Origin of the sequence: Bariatricus massiliensis, from assembly GCF_900086725.1 — a bacterium.
Taxonomy (GTDB): Bacteria; Bacillota; Clostridia; order Lachnospirales; family Lachnospiraceae; genus Allocoprococcus; species Allocoprococcus massiliensis.
This window is the reverse complement of record NZ_LT574838.1, coordinates 847,280-863,791: the sequence shown is the minus strand read 5'-3', so window position 1 is coordinate 863,791 and position 16,512 is coordinate 847,280. Positions and strand designations below refer to the sequence as shown.

The following is a 16,512-nucleotide window of genomic DNA, read 5'->3' as shown; positions in this document are numbered from 1 at the left end:
ACGCACAATGTGCGGTTTACGGAAGAATATGTCCGGGTTCCGGATGGCGGAAGGGGTTGGGGGTGTTGATGGATAAGAGCTTCGCCACTTTATTGGTGCTGTTCATCCAATTGTGAGGCTCGGTAGAGTGAATCTGTACGCTGTCCCCCGGATACAGGGTATACTGTCTTGTCCCGATGAACAAAGTGACAATCCCTTCCAGCACATAGATGAATTCTTCCCCGGCATGGCTGTACATTTCCAGATCATCAGCGTCAAAATTGGCGAAGGGCATCAGCGTAAAGATACGCGGAAGAAGCCCGAAGCCCATCTCGTCGTTGGATAATATATATTGAAAAATCTGCTCGCTTACTGGGGTGGCCTGAAGTTCGAAGTTGTGTACGACCGGGTCCTGATTTTTTCTGGGAACTTCATTGAAAAAGCTGGTGAGCGGCACATCCAGCGCTTCGGCGATTTTTTCTAATGAATCAATCGCCACGGAGGACATGCCTCGCTCTAATTGGGAGAGAAAACCGATAGAAAGGTCCGTCTGCTCACTCAATTGTTTTAATGTCATATTATTTCTCGTGCGTATTGTTTTTATCTGAAGTCCGATCGGGGTGCTTGCAGCCATAAATATTCCTCCATTTCTTTGTCCTCATCTTACTAAAATTCTACTTGTGTGTCAACGAATTCTACCAAAACAGTCTGAAACGCCACCCTTTTATTTGTTTAATGTTTGACAATGAATATTTCATAATTGTGAAAAATGGTAAAAAATGAGGGAGAAGAAATATTGTATAAATTGTACTAAAAATTATAAAAATACATATAAACCTTATAAATACTGAATTACAATGTAGACCATAACGCAAAAAATCAAAAGACAAAAATTTCACAAACATAAAAATATTTTTACAAATGTGAAAATATTTCGTTGACAGTGAAATTAGACCGTGGTATAGTCAAGGTATAGAACGGATGTCGGTATAAGACGGCAGATGAACGATTCGACAGGGGATATGAAAGGAGAAAGATTATGAACATTAAGAAGACGTTTCACACGATTGACACCCACACCTGTGGGGAGCCGACCAGAAATGTCGTAGGCGGTATTTCGGCGATTCCGGGAGACACCATGGTGGAGAAGATGGAGTACATGGCTACAGAAGGGGACTGGGTGCGGAAGCTTCTCACTTATGAGCCTAGGGGAAACGACGTAATGTCCGGAACTATTATCATGCCTCCGTGCAATAAAGCAGCTGATGTAGGAGTTTTATATTTTGAAGTGGGCGGATGGATGCCGATGTGTGGACATGACACAATCGGAGTGGGTACCGCTCTCGTAGAGTCAGGCATGGTAGATGTCAAAGAGCCTTACACTTATGTGACACTTGACACACCGGCGGGGCTGGTAAAGCTTCAGATTAAAGTGGAGAATAATCGGGCTGTCAATGTTACCTTTGTCAATGCTCCCGCGTTTGTCATGAAGAAAGACGCTGTGGTACATACGGAAGAGTACGGGGATGTTCAGCTGGATATTGCTTACGGCGGCAACATTTACGCAATCCTTCCTGCTGAGAAGTTCGGACTTCATATTGTGCCGGAACAGGCAAGTGAGATTATAAGAGTCGGCAACATATTAAAGGAAGCGATAAATGAACAGATTGAGGTCTGCCATCCGGAAATTGCTTTTGAAAACCATGTGACACATGTGGAGTTCTATGAAGGGCACATTGGAACGGAAAAGCCGGTCCGCAACGCAGTAGTTATACCTCCGGGGGCAATCGACCGTTCTCCGTGCGGCACCGGAACATCCGCAAAACTGGCTATACTGGCCAGCAAGGGCGAGATTAAAAAGGGAGAGCAATTTGTACATGAAAGCATCATAGGAAGCCAGTTCGTCTGCAAGTATATTGATGATTCAGAAGTTGCAGGTATACCGGCGGTAATTCCGGAAGTTACAGGAAGTGCATGGGTAACGGGTATTCATACATTTATTTTGGAGCCGGACGACGTGTTCCAGACAGGATTCCAGTTGAAATAGCGTGAAAAGAAGAAAGGAGAATGAAACGGTATGGAAGATTTGAGAGTCACAAAACATCCGATTCTAGGTGATCAGGAGCCGGAAGAGCTGGTCGAAATCACAGTGGACGGTAAAACACTCACAGCAATTAAGGGGGAAATGATTGCGGCTGTTCTGATGGCGAATGGTATCAAGGTACACCGCCACACCCACAAAAGTCATGAGCCGAGAGGGATATTCTGCGGCATAGGACAGTGCACGGACTGCGTAATGACTGTAAATGGACGGCCCAATGTGCGCACCTGCATCACTCCGGTCGAGGCAGGGATGGTGATAGAAACGCAGGAAGGTTTCGGAAAAAGGAGGGTGTAACTAAGATGAAAAAAGAAGTAGTAATAATCGGAGGCGGGCCGGCCGGTCTTGCTGCGGCGATAGAAGCCGCAAAATGCGGGGCACAGGTTCTTCTCATTGATGAAAATAAACGTCCCGGCGGGCAGCTGTTTAAACAGATACATAAATTTTTCGGTTCCAAAGCACATAATGCAGGAATCAGAGGAATTGATATCGGGCGCCAGCTTTTAAAGGAAACGGAAGAATGCGGAGTAGAGGTATGGCTTGACAGTGCTGTGATTGGACTTTTTGCCGATAAAAAGGTAGCGGTGCTCCGAAATGGAACTACTGTTACGGTGGAGGCAGAAAAGATTTTAATCTGTACAGGGGGTGCAGAGAATCCGCTTCGTTTTCCGGGCTGGACGCTGCCGGGAGTTATGGGCGCCGGTGCTGCGCAGACTATGATTAACGTGAACCGGGTGCTTCCGGGAAAAAGAGTGCTGATGGTAGGTTCCGGGAACGTTGGTGTCATTGTGGCTTACCAGCTTCTTCAAGCAGGCGCTAATGTGGTTGGGATTGTAGAAGGAATGCCGAAAATCGGCGCATATGGGGTACATGCCGCAAAACTTAGGCGTGCCGGAGTGCCGTTTTTCTTAGGACATACAATTGCAGAGGCAAAGGGTACCGAAAAAGTAGAAAAAGCAGTCATTGCTAAATTTGAAAACGGACAGATTGTAAAAGGGACGGAATTGGAGACAGAAGTGGATGTCATCTGTATCGCAGTTGGACTTCGCCCGCTTTCAGAGCTGGCGCAGATGGCAGGTGTGCAGCATGATTTCATTCCAGAACTGGGCGGATGGATGCCGCTTCACGACGGAGATATGGAGACAAATGTGCCGGGAATTTATGTGGCAGGCGATACGGCAGGCGTGGAAGAGGCCAACACGGCAATGGATGAAGGAAGGCTTGCCGGGGTATCCATTGCACATACGTTAGGATATTTGAAGGATGAAGAAACAGTTCAGAAGAAAAATGAAATCAAAGACCGTCTGAATGCGCTTCGCCAAGGTCCTTTTGGGGAACGGCGTCTGAATGCAAAACAAAGAGTCATTGAGAAAGGAGAGGCAGTCTAATGGGAAACGGAGTAATCATTGACGGGTTTCCGTCTATGGAAGAAATTAAAAAAGCCAATGGATGGCCTACAGAAAAACGGTTCGCGAAGGGGCCGGTAGCTATAGCGGAATGTGTACAGGAAATTCCTTGCAATCCATGTGAGGGAGCTTGTCCGTCACATGCAATCTGTGTCGGACAGCCAATCACCAATACACCGCAGGTGGACAGAGAGAAATGTACCGGGTGCGGACTTTGTGTGGCGGCCTGCTCTGGACTGGCAATTTTTGTGATTGACAAAACTTACAGTGAGACAGAAGCTACGGTTAGTTTTCCTTTTGAATATCTGCCGCTGCCGGAACCGGGAGATAAAGTGGAAGCGCTCACTAGAGGCGGAGAGTACCGGTGCGAGGGAACTATCGTGCGGGTGATGAACCCGAAACGCAACGACCACACTGCGGTTGTTACTATGGCTGTTCCCAAGGAATATATTGATGATGTCCGCACGATGAAGCGTTTGAATGCGCCGAAGGAAGAGACAGTATTTGAACCGGTGATTCCGGACGGCCCCATTGACGACGACGTGATCGTATGCCGCTGCGAAGAAATCACAGCAGGTGAAATCCGTAAGGCGGTTCGGGAATACAAGGGTGAATCTGTCACTGAAATCAAACGCCGTGTACGTGCCGGTATGGGATTGTGTCAGGGACGTACCTGCGGAAAGCTTGTGACAAGAATCATTCAGGAAGAAACAGGAAAGAAACCGAATGAAATACTGCCGAGCACAGACCGTCCTCCGGTGAGAGCCGTGACGTTCGGAGAATTGGCCGGCGCCAAGGAAGGGGGATGCGGCGATGAGTAAAATATATGACGTAGCTGTTATCGGCGCAGGAGCGGTAGGTTCCTCTGTTACATATTACAATACGCTGCGCGGTGCAGATGTAATCCTGATTGATAAGGGAGACATTGCCGAGGGTACCAGCAGTAAGAGTGACGGAAATATTCTTGTCTGCGATAAGATGCCGGGGTTCGACGCAAAGTTTGCGAAGGCAAGTCAGGATATGTTCCCGGCCCTCAGTGAAGAATTGGATTATGAAATTGAATGGCGGCAAAAAGGCAGCCTTTATCTGCTGGAAACAGAAGAAGAAATTGAAATCGCAAAGGGATTTTGCGAGGACATGAAAAAATGTGGAATTGAGATGAGAATTCTCAACAAACAAGAAGTTCATGAGGATGAGCCACTCCTTGCAGAAGATATTCCCGCCGGTCTTGAGACGATAAGTGACGGCAGTGTTTATCCGATAGGGCTTGCGTACGGATTTGCTCTTAAGGCGGAAAAACTGGGAGCTGAACTGAGCCTTCACAATCCGGTAAAAGGTATCGATAAAGAGGGCGATTTGTTTATTATCCACACAGAAAATGAAGATATCACGGCGAAAAATGTAGTAAACTGTGCGGGCGTATGGTCACCTGTCATCGGAGAGATGGTGGGACTTGATATTCCCATTCAGGCAAGACAGGGACAGATTCTTGTGGCAGAGCAGACCTTTCAAGTCGCAAGGAGAAAGGTGCATGAGTTTGGCTACATGCTGACTAAATTCCAGAGCGGCACTTACAAACGCCCGGTGTCCGAGCGTGTGGAACGAAACGGAGTAGCTTTTGTATTTGAGCCGACAGCCGCCAACAACTTCCTTATAGGCTCTTCCAGAAAGTTCGCGGGGGAGGATATCAGCAATGATATCGAGGTAATGCAGGCATTGGCGGAGCGCGCCATGCGCTTCTTCCCGGTGATGGAAAATATTAAAATTATCCGTGCGTACAGCGGCTTGCGCCCGTACACACCGGATCATATGCCGATTGTCTCAGGAACTCCGGTTCCGGGCTTCTATATCGCGGCCGGACATGAAGGGGACGGTATCGGACTTTCACCGATAACTGGAAAAGTAATTGCGGATATGATTGCTGGGGATGAGCCATTTATGGATTTATCACCGCTCAGCTACGATAGATTTATAAAATAAGAAGAAAGTGAGGAAACAATATGAATCCAAATTTTAAAGGAGTATATGCTGTTGCAGTAACTCCATTCAAAGAAGACGGGAGTTTTGATTTTGAGGCTGCGAAAAAGCATTTAGATTGGCTGATCGAAAATGGTGTGCATGGCATCTGTGTGCTTGGGGCGACCGGAGAATACCAGAGTGTCACCAATGAGGAGCATAAAGCCTATGTAAAAGAAATCGTACCTTATATCTGTGACCGGGTAAGTGTAATTGTAGGAGCTTCAAGAGAAAGGCCTGAAGAGGTTGTCGAACTTGTAGAAAATATCAAAGTATGCGGCGGACACGCTGCCATGGTTTTACCGCCATTCTACTGCCATCCTTCACAGGATGAAGTGGTGGCTCATTACAAATATATCATGGATCATGTAGACTTCCCGGTTGTTGCATACAATAACCCGGGCTCAGCAGGAATTGAGATTGAGCAGGATACATTTAAGGAACTGTTTAAGCTCAGCAATACTGCGATTGTAAAAGAGTCCAGCGGAAGCATGCAGAAATTGACAGAGGTTCTTATCGATGCGCCTGAAAGTGTTTCTGTGTTCTGCGGCTGTGACAATCTGGCCTTTGAAAGCTTTGCAGACGGCGCAGTAGGCTGGATCAGCATGCTCGCAAACGTAGCTCCCCGTGATTGTGTGGATTTGTTTGAGTCAGTGTATGACAGAAAAGATTTGACACATGGATTCGAAGTATACAAAAAGATTCTGCCGGCACTCAATGTTCTGGAATCATTCCCGAAGCCGGTTCAGGCTCTGAAATATGCTCTGAAATCAAAAGATCTCGGAGGAGGATATGTGAGAAGACCGAGGCTGGAGCTCAGCGAAGACGAAAAAGCGTTTGTAGACGCTCAGATGCATTTGGAGTCACTTAAATAGGAACAGAAAATAAATTCCCCGGGCGTGAAGCCCGGGATATAGAAAAGGAGATTGAGATATGGACATTCGTAAATTGTATATTAATGGTGAATGGGTAGAAGCAGACAGTGATTCTTATATCGATATTGAAAATCCGGCCACACATGAAATTTTCGCACAAGTTCCCCGCGGAAATGAAAAAGATGTAGACAACGCAGTGAAAGCTGCTCGTGCCGCGTTTGAAACGTGGCAGTATACTCCTCTTGAAGAGAGAGTGGAATTGATGAAAAAAGTTCTTGCCGGCCTTAAGTCCCGCCGTCAGGAGCTGATTCAGACAATTACCAACGAGCTTGGGTCACCTTTAAAAGTATCAGCCGAAGTACACACTGATCCCTTCCTTTTGGAGACCGAACACTATATTAAAGTGGCGTCTGAATTTGAATATGAAGAGCGCCGTCAGACGTCTGTAGTGCGTAGAGAGCCGGTCGGTGTCGTGGGAGGCCTTACGCCTTGGAACTTCCCTCTGGAACAAATTGAAAAGAAAGTTGTTCCTGCACTGCTGGCCGGCAACTGCGTTGTCTTAAAACCAAGCCAGTTTACACCGCTTACTGCATATATCCTTGCGGAAGAAATCGACAAGGCAGGATATCCAGCAGGTGTATTTAACCTTGTGACAGGAAGAGGCGGAGAAGTAGGAGATGCTCTGGCAGTACATCCAGATGTTGATATGATTTCCTTTACCGGCTCTACCGATGCCGGACGCGAAGTGGCAAGAAAGGCCTTGGTGAACATCAAGAAAATCGCGCTGGAACTTGGTGGCAAATCAGCAGCTATCCTCTTAAAGGGAGGAGACTGGGAGCAGGGAATCCGTGCAGTTCTTGACACTGTGATGCTGAACGGCGGACAGACATGTAATGCGCTCACCCGTCTTCTTGTGCCGGAAGATTCACTTGCGGAGGCGGAAGAGATATTGATTCGTCAGACAAAAGACTATACATTCGGACCGATGGATGACCCGGAAATTACGATGGGGCCTCTGGCAAGCAGAAAGCAGTTTGACAGGGTGAAGAAATACATTGAAGTAGGCATCGGTGAAGGGGCTAGAATTGTCCTCGGCGGTGTTCCAGAGGACGACGGAACTTATAACGTGGCTCCTACAATCTTCAGTGATGTGAAACGTGATATGAGAATCGCACAGGAAGAAATCTTTGGACCGGTACTTGTAGTTCTTCCGTATAAAGATGTGGATGACGCCGTTTCTATCGCAAATGACAGTATCTATGGACTTGCAGGCGGAGTTTTCGGACCGGAAGAAGAGGCGAACGAAGTGGCCCGCCGCATGAAGACCGGAACCGTATATGTAAATGCGGGAGAATGGGATGTTGCGTCTCCGTTCGGAGGCTACAAGCAGTCAGGCCTCGGAAGAGAAGGCGGACGGGAAGGATACGAAGAATTCCTCGAAGTAAAGACAATTTACGACAGATAAGATTATTTACATATTTTAAAAGGCATGGCGCTTTGCCATGCCTTAACTGTGTGGAAAGATGTTGCTTATATAGAAGCCTTCTGGGACAATTCGGCGATAAGCTCCCGGATATGCTCAACAGGCTCCTCTAACATCTCGGAAATCTCTTCCGGCGTATTGCCTTTCGCAAGCTTTTTTGAGATTTGCTCCTTTAGCTTTTGCGTTTCTCCTTCTTGCCGGCCGGTTTCTCGGGCGTCCTCCTGCAGCATACGCATGACTTTTTCTTCATCATATTCATAAATACTCACTTTTTTCGCCTCCGCTCTGTTTTTGCTTAAAAATTCTGCCAGAATCCCCTCTTTGATACATTCTGTAATTGCCTGTTCCACCGCCTCGGACAGAGGGGAGCTTTCTGCATACCGCCGGACTCTGGCAGTGTACTCAGAATAATCCCTCAACGTTTTACAATTATCTAAAAGATGAGGGTTATGACCCGGATTAATGTTCAACATCACAGCCCTTAAGTCTAAAGAGGGTATGTTGTCTACAATCTCAAACATATCTGACAGCCTTAGCTCCTGCATGTCTGGCTGTTCATCAATACCATTGTAAAATATGACAAACTTGGGAGCTGGAAGTAGTATCTTGCGTGTGCCGTATAAATTCTCGTCCTTCGTCATATTTGAATATAAGTCCGAGATATACATCAAATACCTAAGGGGCAGGTTCGGACTATAGGTCGACTGGTGCTCATACAACGTAAGTCTGGAATCAATCACAAATGAGATGTCATTATGCATCGAAAGGTAAATCGCATTCTCCAGCGTATTTACTTCAAGCAGTTCTGGATCATCATAATGTGTTCCGTTGGTTGCATTATACAGGCTCAATAAATCCTTCTTGTTACTGAAAATCATTTCAAATATCCGTGATTTGTAAGTGCGGTTAGCCGGAATGTCTTTTTGGTAATTGTAATCTGTCATAAAGTATCCTCCTTATAAAAAGTAATTCGCAGGAGGCATCTTACCGCTCACATTCTCACCGAAACCTCTCTGCAGTTATCAAAAGTGAAATAAAGCATTGAGATTCCATAAAAAGTTTATATAGAAATGATAAACAGTAGTGGGGAGTAATCCCGTTAGAATTTTAGAATAATAATGCTTTATTGTATTTTAACATATATTATTAGGTCGTTCTACCGATCCCTGAAATCCTTAAGGAATTCTTCAGATTTTCTTTATTGCTTCTTTAACAATATTATATTGACAATTAATATTATACATCATATAATATAACCATGAAAACAGTATTACACATTACACACAATAATATAAGAGAGGGTGAGAATATGGTATTTAACACCGGAGCAGCTCTTCTGGATGCGATAGTACTCGCGGTAGTTTCCAAGGAATCTCAGGGAACATATGGCTATAGGATAACGCAGGACGTACGGAAAGCGCTGGATGTATCAGAATCTACATTATATCCTGTTCTGAGGAGACTGCAGAAGGATGAATGTCTGGAAGTCTATGACATGCAGTTTGACGGAAGGAACAGACGTTACTATAAAGTGACAGAGAAAGGGACGGCGCAGTTGAACCTGTACCGGATAGAGTGGAAAAATTATTCACAAAAGATAACAGATATGTTTGAGGGAGGTGTGACTGCATGAGCCGCATAGAATTTATGAGTGAATTACGCGCACTGCTGTCGGATCTTTCTGTTGAGGAGAGAGACGAGGCACTACAATATTACAATGACTATTTCGATGATGCAGGCACAGAGAATGAGGCTAGTATTATCAAGGAGCTTGTCAGTCCCGCAAAACTGGCGGCTACCATTAAAGCAGGACTTAACGGACGGGATGAGGAGGAAAGTGAATATAGCGAGACGGGGTACACCGACACTCGTTTTGACACAAAGGATACCCCGGCAAGAAAAGGAGAAAACTCAGAAGGATATAGATACACTGGCCAGACTAATAGTTATGATTATGGAGAGCAGTCTGGGAAATCTGGGGACAGTAAGGCCCTGAAAATAGTGCTGATTATTTTGATTGTATTGATAGGGGCTCCTGTTGCAATTCCGCTGGCGTTTGCGCTTTTGTCTGTGGTCATTGGGCTTCTTGTATCCATTGCGGGCATATTTATAGCCCTTCTTGTTTCGGGATTGGCACTTGTCGTGGGTGGAATCATCATGTTTGTCGTAGGAATCTCAAATGTTGTACATTCCATTCCCATAGCCCTCGGAGTGATGGGCGGAGGCCTTGTGATGGCGGCGGTCGGCGCCATGATGGCAGTATTTATGGGGTGGCTTTTTGTAAAGATTGTTCCGCCGATGTTCCGGTGGTTTGTTGAACTTTGCAGGCGTCCGTTTCAGAAAAGGAGGGTGGATAAGTAATGAAGAAGGGGTGGAAGATTTTTTGGATTGCCGCAGGCGCGGTTGGAGGCATCGGCCTTTTGCTATGTGGTGTCGCGTTGGCGATGGGACTCACATTTTATGATTTAAGAGAAGCATACCCGAATGGCATCGGTTTGATTAGAAACGAGTATTGGGAAGAACACGTTGAGAAGCGGGTCAAATCTTCAATAAAAGAAAGCATTGACTATGCATATAGCGGCAGTGGAATTACGGGGCTGGAATTGAATTTGGCTGGCTGCGATGTGATTATGGAGGATAGTAGTGACGGGCAGGTACACATAGATACAGATTATGTTTCTTTTGGGGACAGCGGCATCGAAATTCAGGCAGAAGAAGAGGACGGCAAGCTTATCATCCAGACAGTAAAAAACGGTGAGCTGTGGAGTAAAATCACAGGGAGCAACACATACTATGGTACATTATACATTTATCTCCCAAGTGATTTGAAGTTTTCTACAGCAGAGATATCCTTCGGTGCCGGAGAGCTTTATATAAAGAAACTCGACGCGGAAGAATTGTATATAAATGTGGGGGCCGGAGAATTCGAAGTGGAAAATTTTCAGGCGGATGAAGTCACGGTCAATGTAGGCGCCGGAGATATAGAGATGTATGGAGACTTTCAAAGGGAATTCAATCTCAAATGTGGTATCGGCGAGGCAGAAATTAATCTCAGAGGCAGACAATACGACTATAATTATACCTTGAAGAGCGGCGTGGGCGATATCAACATCAGTAATGAAGAATATAGTGGGTTAGCCAACGCGAGGACCGTGGATAATGGAGGAGATAAAGATATGGATATTATCTGCGGCGCAGGAGAGGTAAACATTGAATTTGAACAGTAGGAATTGTTGATTAGAAGATAGAATTGGAGGAAAGAGTATGGAACCTAAAAGATTATATCGTTCAAGAGAAAATAGGATGGTCTGTGGTGTTTGTGGAGGACTTGCTGAGTATTTCAGCATTGATCCGACCATCGTCAGGCTGGGATTGGTTTTATTGATGGCTATAAGTTGTGGCACCGGATTACTTGCGTATTTCATTGCGGCAGTCATTATTCCGGACCAACCTCAAACATATTAAACTTAAGCAGAAAGTTAGGGAGTGCCGGCGGGCGCTCCCTTCTTTCTGTATATTTTTCTTATGTCAGGCAATACTTTCCTTAAAAGGAGTTGATAATGTATGTCTGGAAAAACAAAGAAGACAATCCGTCCGGAAGATATTAATGCTATGGAGCCGGAAGAGAAAATGAAATATGAAATCGCTGAGGAGCTGGGACTTTTGGATAAGGTTCTGGAGGAAGGCTGGAGATCTCTGTCATCCAAGGAAACCGGACGGATTGGCGGACTGATTACGAAGAAGAAAAAAGAGGCAGAGAAAAAGTGACAAGAATATTAACAAGTATGAATATTTTGCTACTTTAGTTGAAAAAAGACATGGGGTCTGATATAATCGCATGACTGGGAGAAGAAATACAGGTGATTTTATGGATGGGAAAACGAATGTATTAGATGTACAGTTAGATGATTATACAGCCAAAGAGGCGATGAAAACCGTTACCGAATATATGAAAACAGAAGCGGTGAACACGATAGAAATTGTCACGGTCGATATTCTCATGCGTGTTGCGGAGGATGTGGCCTTAAAAGAAAATTTAGAGCAATTGGACATGGTGCTTGCGGGGGATGAGGCTATACTTGAAGCGGCGGGGGTTACAGAGCGCAGGCGTCTTCAGGAAGCTGAGGGACAGGTGTTTTTGAGGATGTTGATGCGCTTTTTCCACAAGAACCATTCCAAAATATTTCTTCTGGCGGACAGGGAAGAGGAGCTGCTTCAGATTGAAAACTATTTGAAGGAGACCTGCGGCGGGGTTCAGGTTGTCGGGTCGGCTGTTGTCCCGGATGACGAGAGCGCCGATGACATGATCATGAACCGTATCAATGGCGCTGAGACAGAAGCGGACTGTGTGCTTGCCATTTTGTCGTCCCCCAAGCAGGAAGCCTTTATCAAACGCTGCAAGGCGGTCTTGAACGCAAAGATTTGGCTTGGCATTGGTAAAGGGCTGGATCCGGTCAGAAAGAGAGCGGGTTGGAAGGAACGTATGGCAGATTTTATCGAAAAGAAGATACTTAAGCGGGAGATTGAAAAAGAAAAGAAGAAGAAAGATATTTAATTGACACTACAAAAAAGTCAGAAATTATAAATTTTGTAAACAATGTCCAGTATGAAAATTGAATTATATAGTAAAATAATTGAGGAAATGCATAAAAAATTATGATTTCCTCTTTATTTTTTTGTTTATTTGTATTAAAGTATAGTATAAGTATGAGTGCGTTTCCATGTTTTCGGGGGAAAGGTATTGTGTAAAATGTATAATGATGGAGGAAAAAAGTATGATATCAAATCAGATACTGCAAAACACAATTGAGGGTTTAAAATCAATTACAAGGATAGATTTGGGAGTAATGGATACAGACGGAAAGACACTTGCTACAACATTCTCAGAGCCCGGCGACTATGAAAGCGCAGTGTTGTCTTTTGTAGAATCACCCGCGGAAAGTCAGGTAATTCAAGGTTATCAGTTTTTCAAGATATATGATGAGCATCAATTGGAATACATCCTTCTTGCCAATGGCGGAAGTGAAGATGTATATATGGTAGGGAAGATTGCAGCATTTCAGATTCAGAATCTTTTAGTGGCATACAAGGAGCGGTTCGACAAAGATAATTTTGTGAAAAATCTGCTTCTGGACAACTTGCTTTTGGTGGATATTTATAACCGCGCAAAAAAATTACATATTGACACTGAGGTCAGACGTGTTATCTTTATAGTGGAGACTTCACACGAAAGAGACACTAGTGCCTTGGACAGTGTGCGTTCACTTTTGGGCGGCAAGACCAAGGATTTCATTACAGCGGTGGATGAGAAGAACATCATTGTTGTAAAGGAGCTCACGCCGAGCGACGGCTATCCGGAGATGGAGAAAACGGCTCAGGAGATTCTGGACCTTCTAAAATCAGAAGGGGAAGAAGGCGTTCATATCGCCTATGGTACCATTGTGAACGACATCAAGGAGGTATCCAAATCTTACAAAGAGGCAAAGCTTGCCCTTGATGTAGGAAAGATTTTCTTCGATGAGAAGGAGATTATCGCGTACAGCGCGCTGGGAATCGGGCGATTGATCTATCAGCTGCCGATTCCGCTCTGCAAGATGTTCATCCGCGAGATTTTTGAGGGGAAATCACCGGACGACTTCGACGAAGAGACGCTGACTACTATCAACAAGTTCTTTGAGAACAGCTTAAATGTTTCAGAGACTTCCAGACAATTGTATATTCACAGGAATACACTTGTGTATCGTCTGGATAAGCTGCAGAAGAGTACAGGACTTGATCTGCGGGTGTTTGAAGATGCTATCACCTTCAAAATCGCGCTCATGGTAGTCAAGTACATGAAGTATATGGAGACACTAGAGTATTAATAATTAGGAGGAACTTATGATTGAACTGAAAGAAGTGACAAAAGAGTACTCTAAGGGGATTGCTGCGCTTAATGGTATCAACCTTAAGATTGAGCAGGGAGAATTCGTATTTGTCGTGGGAGACAGCGGCTCAGGTAAATCCACCTTAATCCGCCTTTTGATGAAGGAGATAGATCCAACATCAGGCAGCATTATCGTCAATGGCCAGAACTTGAACCGAATGAAGCACAGACAGATTCCGACATACCGCAGGGGAATCGGAGTTGTGTTTCAGGATTTCCGTCTTTTGAAGGACAGAAATATTTATGAGAATATTGCGTTTGCTCAGCGGGTTACAGAGAAGCCGGGACGTGTGATCAAGAAAAAAGTACCGGCAGCGCTTTCTCTTGTAGGACTTGCGCAAAAATATAAGGCGTTCCCGAAGGAATTGTCAGGAGGAGAGCAGCAGAGAGTGGCCATTGCCAGAGCTGTTGTGAATGAGCCGGCCATTTTGTTAGCCGATGAACCGACAGGAAACCTAGACCCCACCAATTCATGGGAGATCATGAAGCTTCTGGAGGAGGCCAACGAAAGAGGGACTACAGTACTGGTAGTTACTCACAACCAGGAGATTGTAAACGAGATGAGAAAACGCGTTATTACAATGAAAAAGGGTGTCATTGTCAGCGACGAACAAAAAGGTGGGTATAGAAATGAAAATTAGTACAGTGGGATATTCTATGAAGCAAGGCGTTAAGAATATCGGAAGAAACAAGATGTTTTCCTTGGCATCCGTTGCTACGATGGCAGCTTGTATCTTCGTGTTCGGCCTGTTTTTTGCGATAGTAATGAACTTTTCGTATATAGTGCACAAGGCAGAGGAAGGTGTTGCGATTACCATATTCTTTGAGGAAGACGCGACACAGACAGAAATAAGCAATATCAAGACTGAATTGGAAAAAAGAGACGATGTCAAGGAAATAAATTATATCTCCGGAGACGAGGCGTGGGAAAAGTTTAAGGATGAATATTTTGGTGAAAACAGCGACGCCGCAGAAGGATTTGCCAATGACAATCCACTTGCCAATTCTGACAACTATGAGGTGTTCATGTCGGAAGTCGCATCCCAGCAAGATCTGGTAGAGTTCGCGGAAGGACTGCCGGGGGTGCGTGAAGTTAAAAAGTCCGATATGGTGGCAAAGACATTGATGAGCGTCAATAAGCTGGTGGCCTATATATCAATTGCTATCATTGCCATTCTTTTGGCGGTTTCTATCTTCCTTATCAGCAATACGGTAACGATGGGTATCACCGTAAGGCGGGAGGAGATTGCCATTATGAAATACATCGGGGCAAAGGATGGATTCGTCCGTGCGCCGTTCATCATTGAAGGTATTTTGATTGGTCTGGTAGGGGCTATCATACCGCTGATAATGCTGTATTTTATGTATAATAAGGCAATTACCTATATTTTAAATAAATTCAGTCTTTTGAATAATATCTTAGATTTCCTTCCGGTAACACAGGTGTACCAGACACTTCTTCCGGTAGGATTGGTACTGGGAATCGGAATCGGTTTTCTGGGAAGTTTCTTTACAATCAGAAAGCACTTAAGAGTGTAGCAGGGGATGCCCGTATGGGTATAAAAATACAGGTGATGAATATGATAATAGGGAAGAAAATAAGAAAAGGGAAGAAAACAACAGCTTTTGTGCTGGCGGCTGTGCTCAGCTTCAGCGCAGTGATGCCTGTTATGGCGGATGACATTTCGGACGCGAAACAGAAGCAGGAAGAATTGGAAGAACAGAAGAAGGCGGCTGAGGCTGAAAAGGAAACATTGGCTGCGGAACTGAACCAAGTGATTGCGGAGATGGAGCAGGCGAAAGCAGATCTGGACGCAAAGCAGGTGGAGATTATTCAGGCGCAGGATGAACTGGATATAGCCCGCATCAATGAGAATGAACAGTATACGGCGATGAAGCTGCGTATCAAATATATGTACGAGAATGGCAACGCCCAGTTTATTGAAATACTTTTTGAGGCCAAAGACATCAGTGACTTCCTGAATAAGGCAGAGTATATTCAGCAGATTTCCGATTACGACCGCAGGATGCTCGTGGAATTTCAAGAGATCGTGAAGCAGGTAGAAGAGAAGGAAGCGCAGCTGAAGAAGGAAGAAGAAGAGCTTACGGCGCTTCAAAATAATCTGATCAACAAGCAGGGTGAAGTCGAGACGATGCTTGCCGGTAAAAATGAGGAGATATCTTCACTTGAATCTGAGATCGGCGAGAACTCAAGTAAGCTGAAAGAACTGATCGCGCAGGCGGAAGCGGCAAAAGCCCAGCAGCAGCAAAATTACAACAGTAATAGCGGCGGTGGAGGTACACCGGGGCCGTCTCAGGTAGTTGGAAACGGACAGTTGTGCTGGCCTACGACCAGTACACGGATCACAAGTTATTACGGAATGCGTCCGGTGCCTGTGGCGGGGGCGACCTCGAACCATGATGCCATCGATATCGGAGCGCCGATGGGAGCTGCGGTATATGCGGCGGACGGCGGTACGGTGACAACGGCCAGCTATGGATATAACGGCGGGCGTGGCAACTATATTATGGTAAACCACGGCAACGGCATGGTCACCAGATATCAGCATCTGAGCGCTATTTATGTCTCTGTCGGACAGAGCGTAGGAAGAGGCGAGAATATTGGGGCTGTGGGAAGCACAGGAGCAAGCTCCGGTCCTCATCTGGATTTTGCAGTCTATATCAACGGTTCTACTGTGAATCCACTTTCTTACTTGTAGAGCGTA

General features: G+C 45.3%; 19 protein-coding genes. 17 read left to right on the top strand and 2 right to left on the bottom strand.

What is annotated here, in order from left to right; translation table 11 throughout:
* Positions 1-16 precede the first annotated feature (16 nt).
* Positions 17-613, bottom strand: coding sequence for a helix-turn-helix domain-containing protein (locus BN6465_RS15610; protein ID WP_066736938.1), 597 nt, complete (start codon positions 611-613; stop codon positions 17-19).
* 405 nt (positions 614-1,018) lie between these two features.
* Here BN6465_RS15610 and BN6465_RS15605 point away from each other — a divergent pair, with 405 nt between their 5' ends.
* Genes BN6465_RS15605 through BN6465_RS15575 form a run of 7 tightly spaced genes read left to right on the top strand, consistent with a single transcriptional unit; the run spans position 1,019 to position 7,842 of the window.
* Positions 1,019-2,026: a proline racemase family protein gene (locus BN6465_RS15605; RefSeq protein ID WP_066736936.1), complete on the top strand. Its 1,008-nt coding sequence runs from the start codon at positions 1,019-1,021 to the stop codon at positions 2,024-2,026.
* 30 nt (positions 2,027-2,056) lie between these two features.
* Positions 2,057-2,377, top strand: coding sequence for a (2Fe-2S)-binding protein (locus BN6465_RS15600; protein ID WP_199882849.1), 321 nt, complete (start codon positions 2,057-2,059; stop codon positions 2,375-2,377).
* Between the two features lie 5 nt (positions 2,378-2,382).
* Positions 2,383-3,468 carry an NAD(P)/FAD-dependent oxidoreductase gene (locus tag BN6465_RS15595; protein ID WP_066736934.1) on the top strand — a complete coding sequence of 362 codons (1,086 nt, stop codon included), beginning with the start codon at positions 2,383-2,385 and terminating at the stop codon, positions 3,466-3,468.
* Positions 3,468-4,307, top strand: a complete 840-nt coding sequence (locus tag BN6465_RS21480) for a (2Fe-2S)-binding protein (RefSeq protein WP_066736932.1) — start codon at positions 3,468-3,470, stop codon at positions 4,305-4,307. The genes BN6465_RS15595 and BN6465_RS21480 overlap by 1 nt, the downstream gene beginning before the upstream one ends.
* Positions 4,300-5,466, top strand: coding sequence for an NAD(P)/FAD-dependent oxidoreductase (locus BN6465_RS15585; RefSeq protein WP_066736927.1), 1,167 nt, complete (start codon positions 4,300-4,302; stop codon positions 5,464-5,466). The genes BN6465_RS21480 and BN6465_RS15585 overlap by 8 nt, the downstream gene beginning before the upstream one ends.
* Positions 5,467-5,486: 20 nt before the next feature.
* On the top strand, positions 5,487-6,377 hold the full coding sequence (locus tag BN6465_RS15580) for a dihydrodipicolinate synthase family protein (RefSeq protein WP_066736926.1): 891 nt from the start codon (positions 5,487-5,489) through the stop codon (positions 6,375-6,377).
* A 58-nt stretch (positions 6,378-6,435) separates the two neighbouring features.
* Positions 6,436-7,842 (top strand): aldehyde dehydrogenase family protein, encoded by a 1,407-nt coding sequence (locus BN6465_RS15575; protein WP_066736925.1) that lies wholly within the window; start codon positions 6,436-6,438, stop codon positions 7,840-7,842.
* A gap of 65 nt (positions 7,843-7,907) precedes the next feature.
* On the opposite strand, the gene BN6465_RS15570 is transcribed toward BN6465_RS15575, so the two are convergent.
* Positions 7,908-8,804 (bottom strand): hypothetical protein, encoded by an 897-nt coding sequence (locus tag BN6465_RS15570; protein ID WP_066736924.1) that lies wholly within the window; start codon positions 8,802-8,804, stop codon positions 7,908-7,910.
* Between the two features lie 365 nt (positions 8,805-9,169).
* Between BN6465_RS15570 and BN6465_RS15565 the strand changes: the two genes are divergently transcribed.
* The 10 genes from BN6465_RS15565 (at position 9,170) to BN6465_RS15520 (ending at position 16,506) form a co-directional block, all read left to right on the top strand.
* Entirely contained in the window at positions 9,170-9,493 is a 324-nt protein-coding gene (locus BN6465_RS15565; protein WP_066736922.1) for a PadR family transcriptional regulator, read from the top strand.
* Entirely contained in the window at positions 9,490-10,221 is a 732-nt protein-coding gene (locus tag BN6465_RS15560) for a DUF1700 domain-containing protein (RefSeq protein ID WP_066736920.1), read from the top strand. Before BN6465_RS15565 ends, BN6465_RS15560 begins: the two co-directional genes overlap by 4 nt.
* On the top strand, positions 10,221-11,087 hold the full coding sequence (locus tag BN6465_RS15555; protein ID WP_066736919.1) for a DUF4097 family beta strand repeat-containing protein: 867 nt from the start codon (positions 10,221-10,223) through the stop codon (positions 11,085-11,087). Before BN6465_RS15560 ends, BN6465_RS15555 begins: the two co-directional genes overlap by 1 nt.
* A gap of 37 nt (positions 11,088-11,124) precedes the next feature.
* Positions 11,125-11,325: a PspC domain-containing protein gene (locus BN6465_RS15550; protein ID WP_066736918.1), complete on the top strand. Its 201-nt coding sequence runs from the start codon at positions 11,125-11,127 to the stop codon at positions 11,323-11,325.
* 99 nt (positions 11,326-11,424) lie between these two features.
* On the top strand, positions 11,425-11,628 hold the full coding sequence (locus tag BN6465_RS15545; RefSeq protein WP_066736917.1) for a small, acid-soluble spore protein, alpha/beta type: 204 nt from the start codon (positions 11,425-11,427) through the stop codon (positions 11,626-11,628).
* Between the two features lie 100 nt (positions 11,629-11,728).
* Entirely contained in the window at positions 11,729-12,415 is a 687-nt protein-coding gene (locus BN6465_RS15540; protein WP_066736916.1) for a WecB/TagA/CpsF family glycosyltransferase, read from the top strand.
* A gap of 220 nt (positions 12,416-12,635) precedes the next feature.
* Positions 12,636-13,724: a PucR family transcriptional regulator gene (locus tag BN6465_RS15535; protein ID WP_066736911.1), complete on the top strand. Its 1,089-nt coding sequence runs from the start codon at positions 12,636-12,638 to the stop codon at positions 13,722-13,724.
* A 16-nt stretch (positions 13,725-13,740) separates the two neighbouring features.
* Positions 13,741-14,427, top strand: a complete 687-nt coding sequence (gene ftsE, locus BN6465_RS15530; RefSeq protein ID WP_066736909.1) for a cell division ATP-binding protein FtsE — start codon at positions 13,741-13,743, stop codon at positions 14,425-14,427.
* On the top strand, positions 14,417-15,325 hold the full coding sequence (gene ftsX, locus BN6465_RS15525) for a permease-like cell division protein FtsX (RefSeq protein ID WP_066736908.1): 909 nt from the start codon (positions 14,417-14,419) through the stop codon (positions 15,323-15,325). The genes ftsE and ftsX overlap by 11 nt, the downstream gene beginning before the upstream one ends.
* 14 nt (positions 15,326-15,339) lie before the next feature.
* Entirely contained in the window at positions 15,340-16,506 is a 1,167-nt protein-coding gene (locus BN6465_RS15520) for a murein hydrolase activator EnvC family protein (RefSeq protein ID WP_227183308.1), read from the top strand.
* Positions 16,507-16,512: the final 6 nt, after the last annotated feature.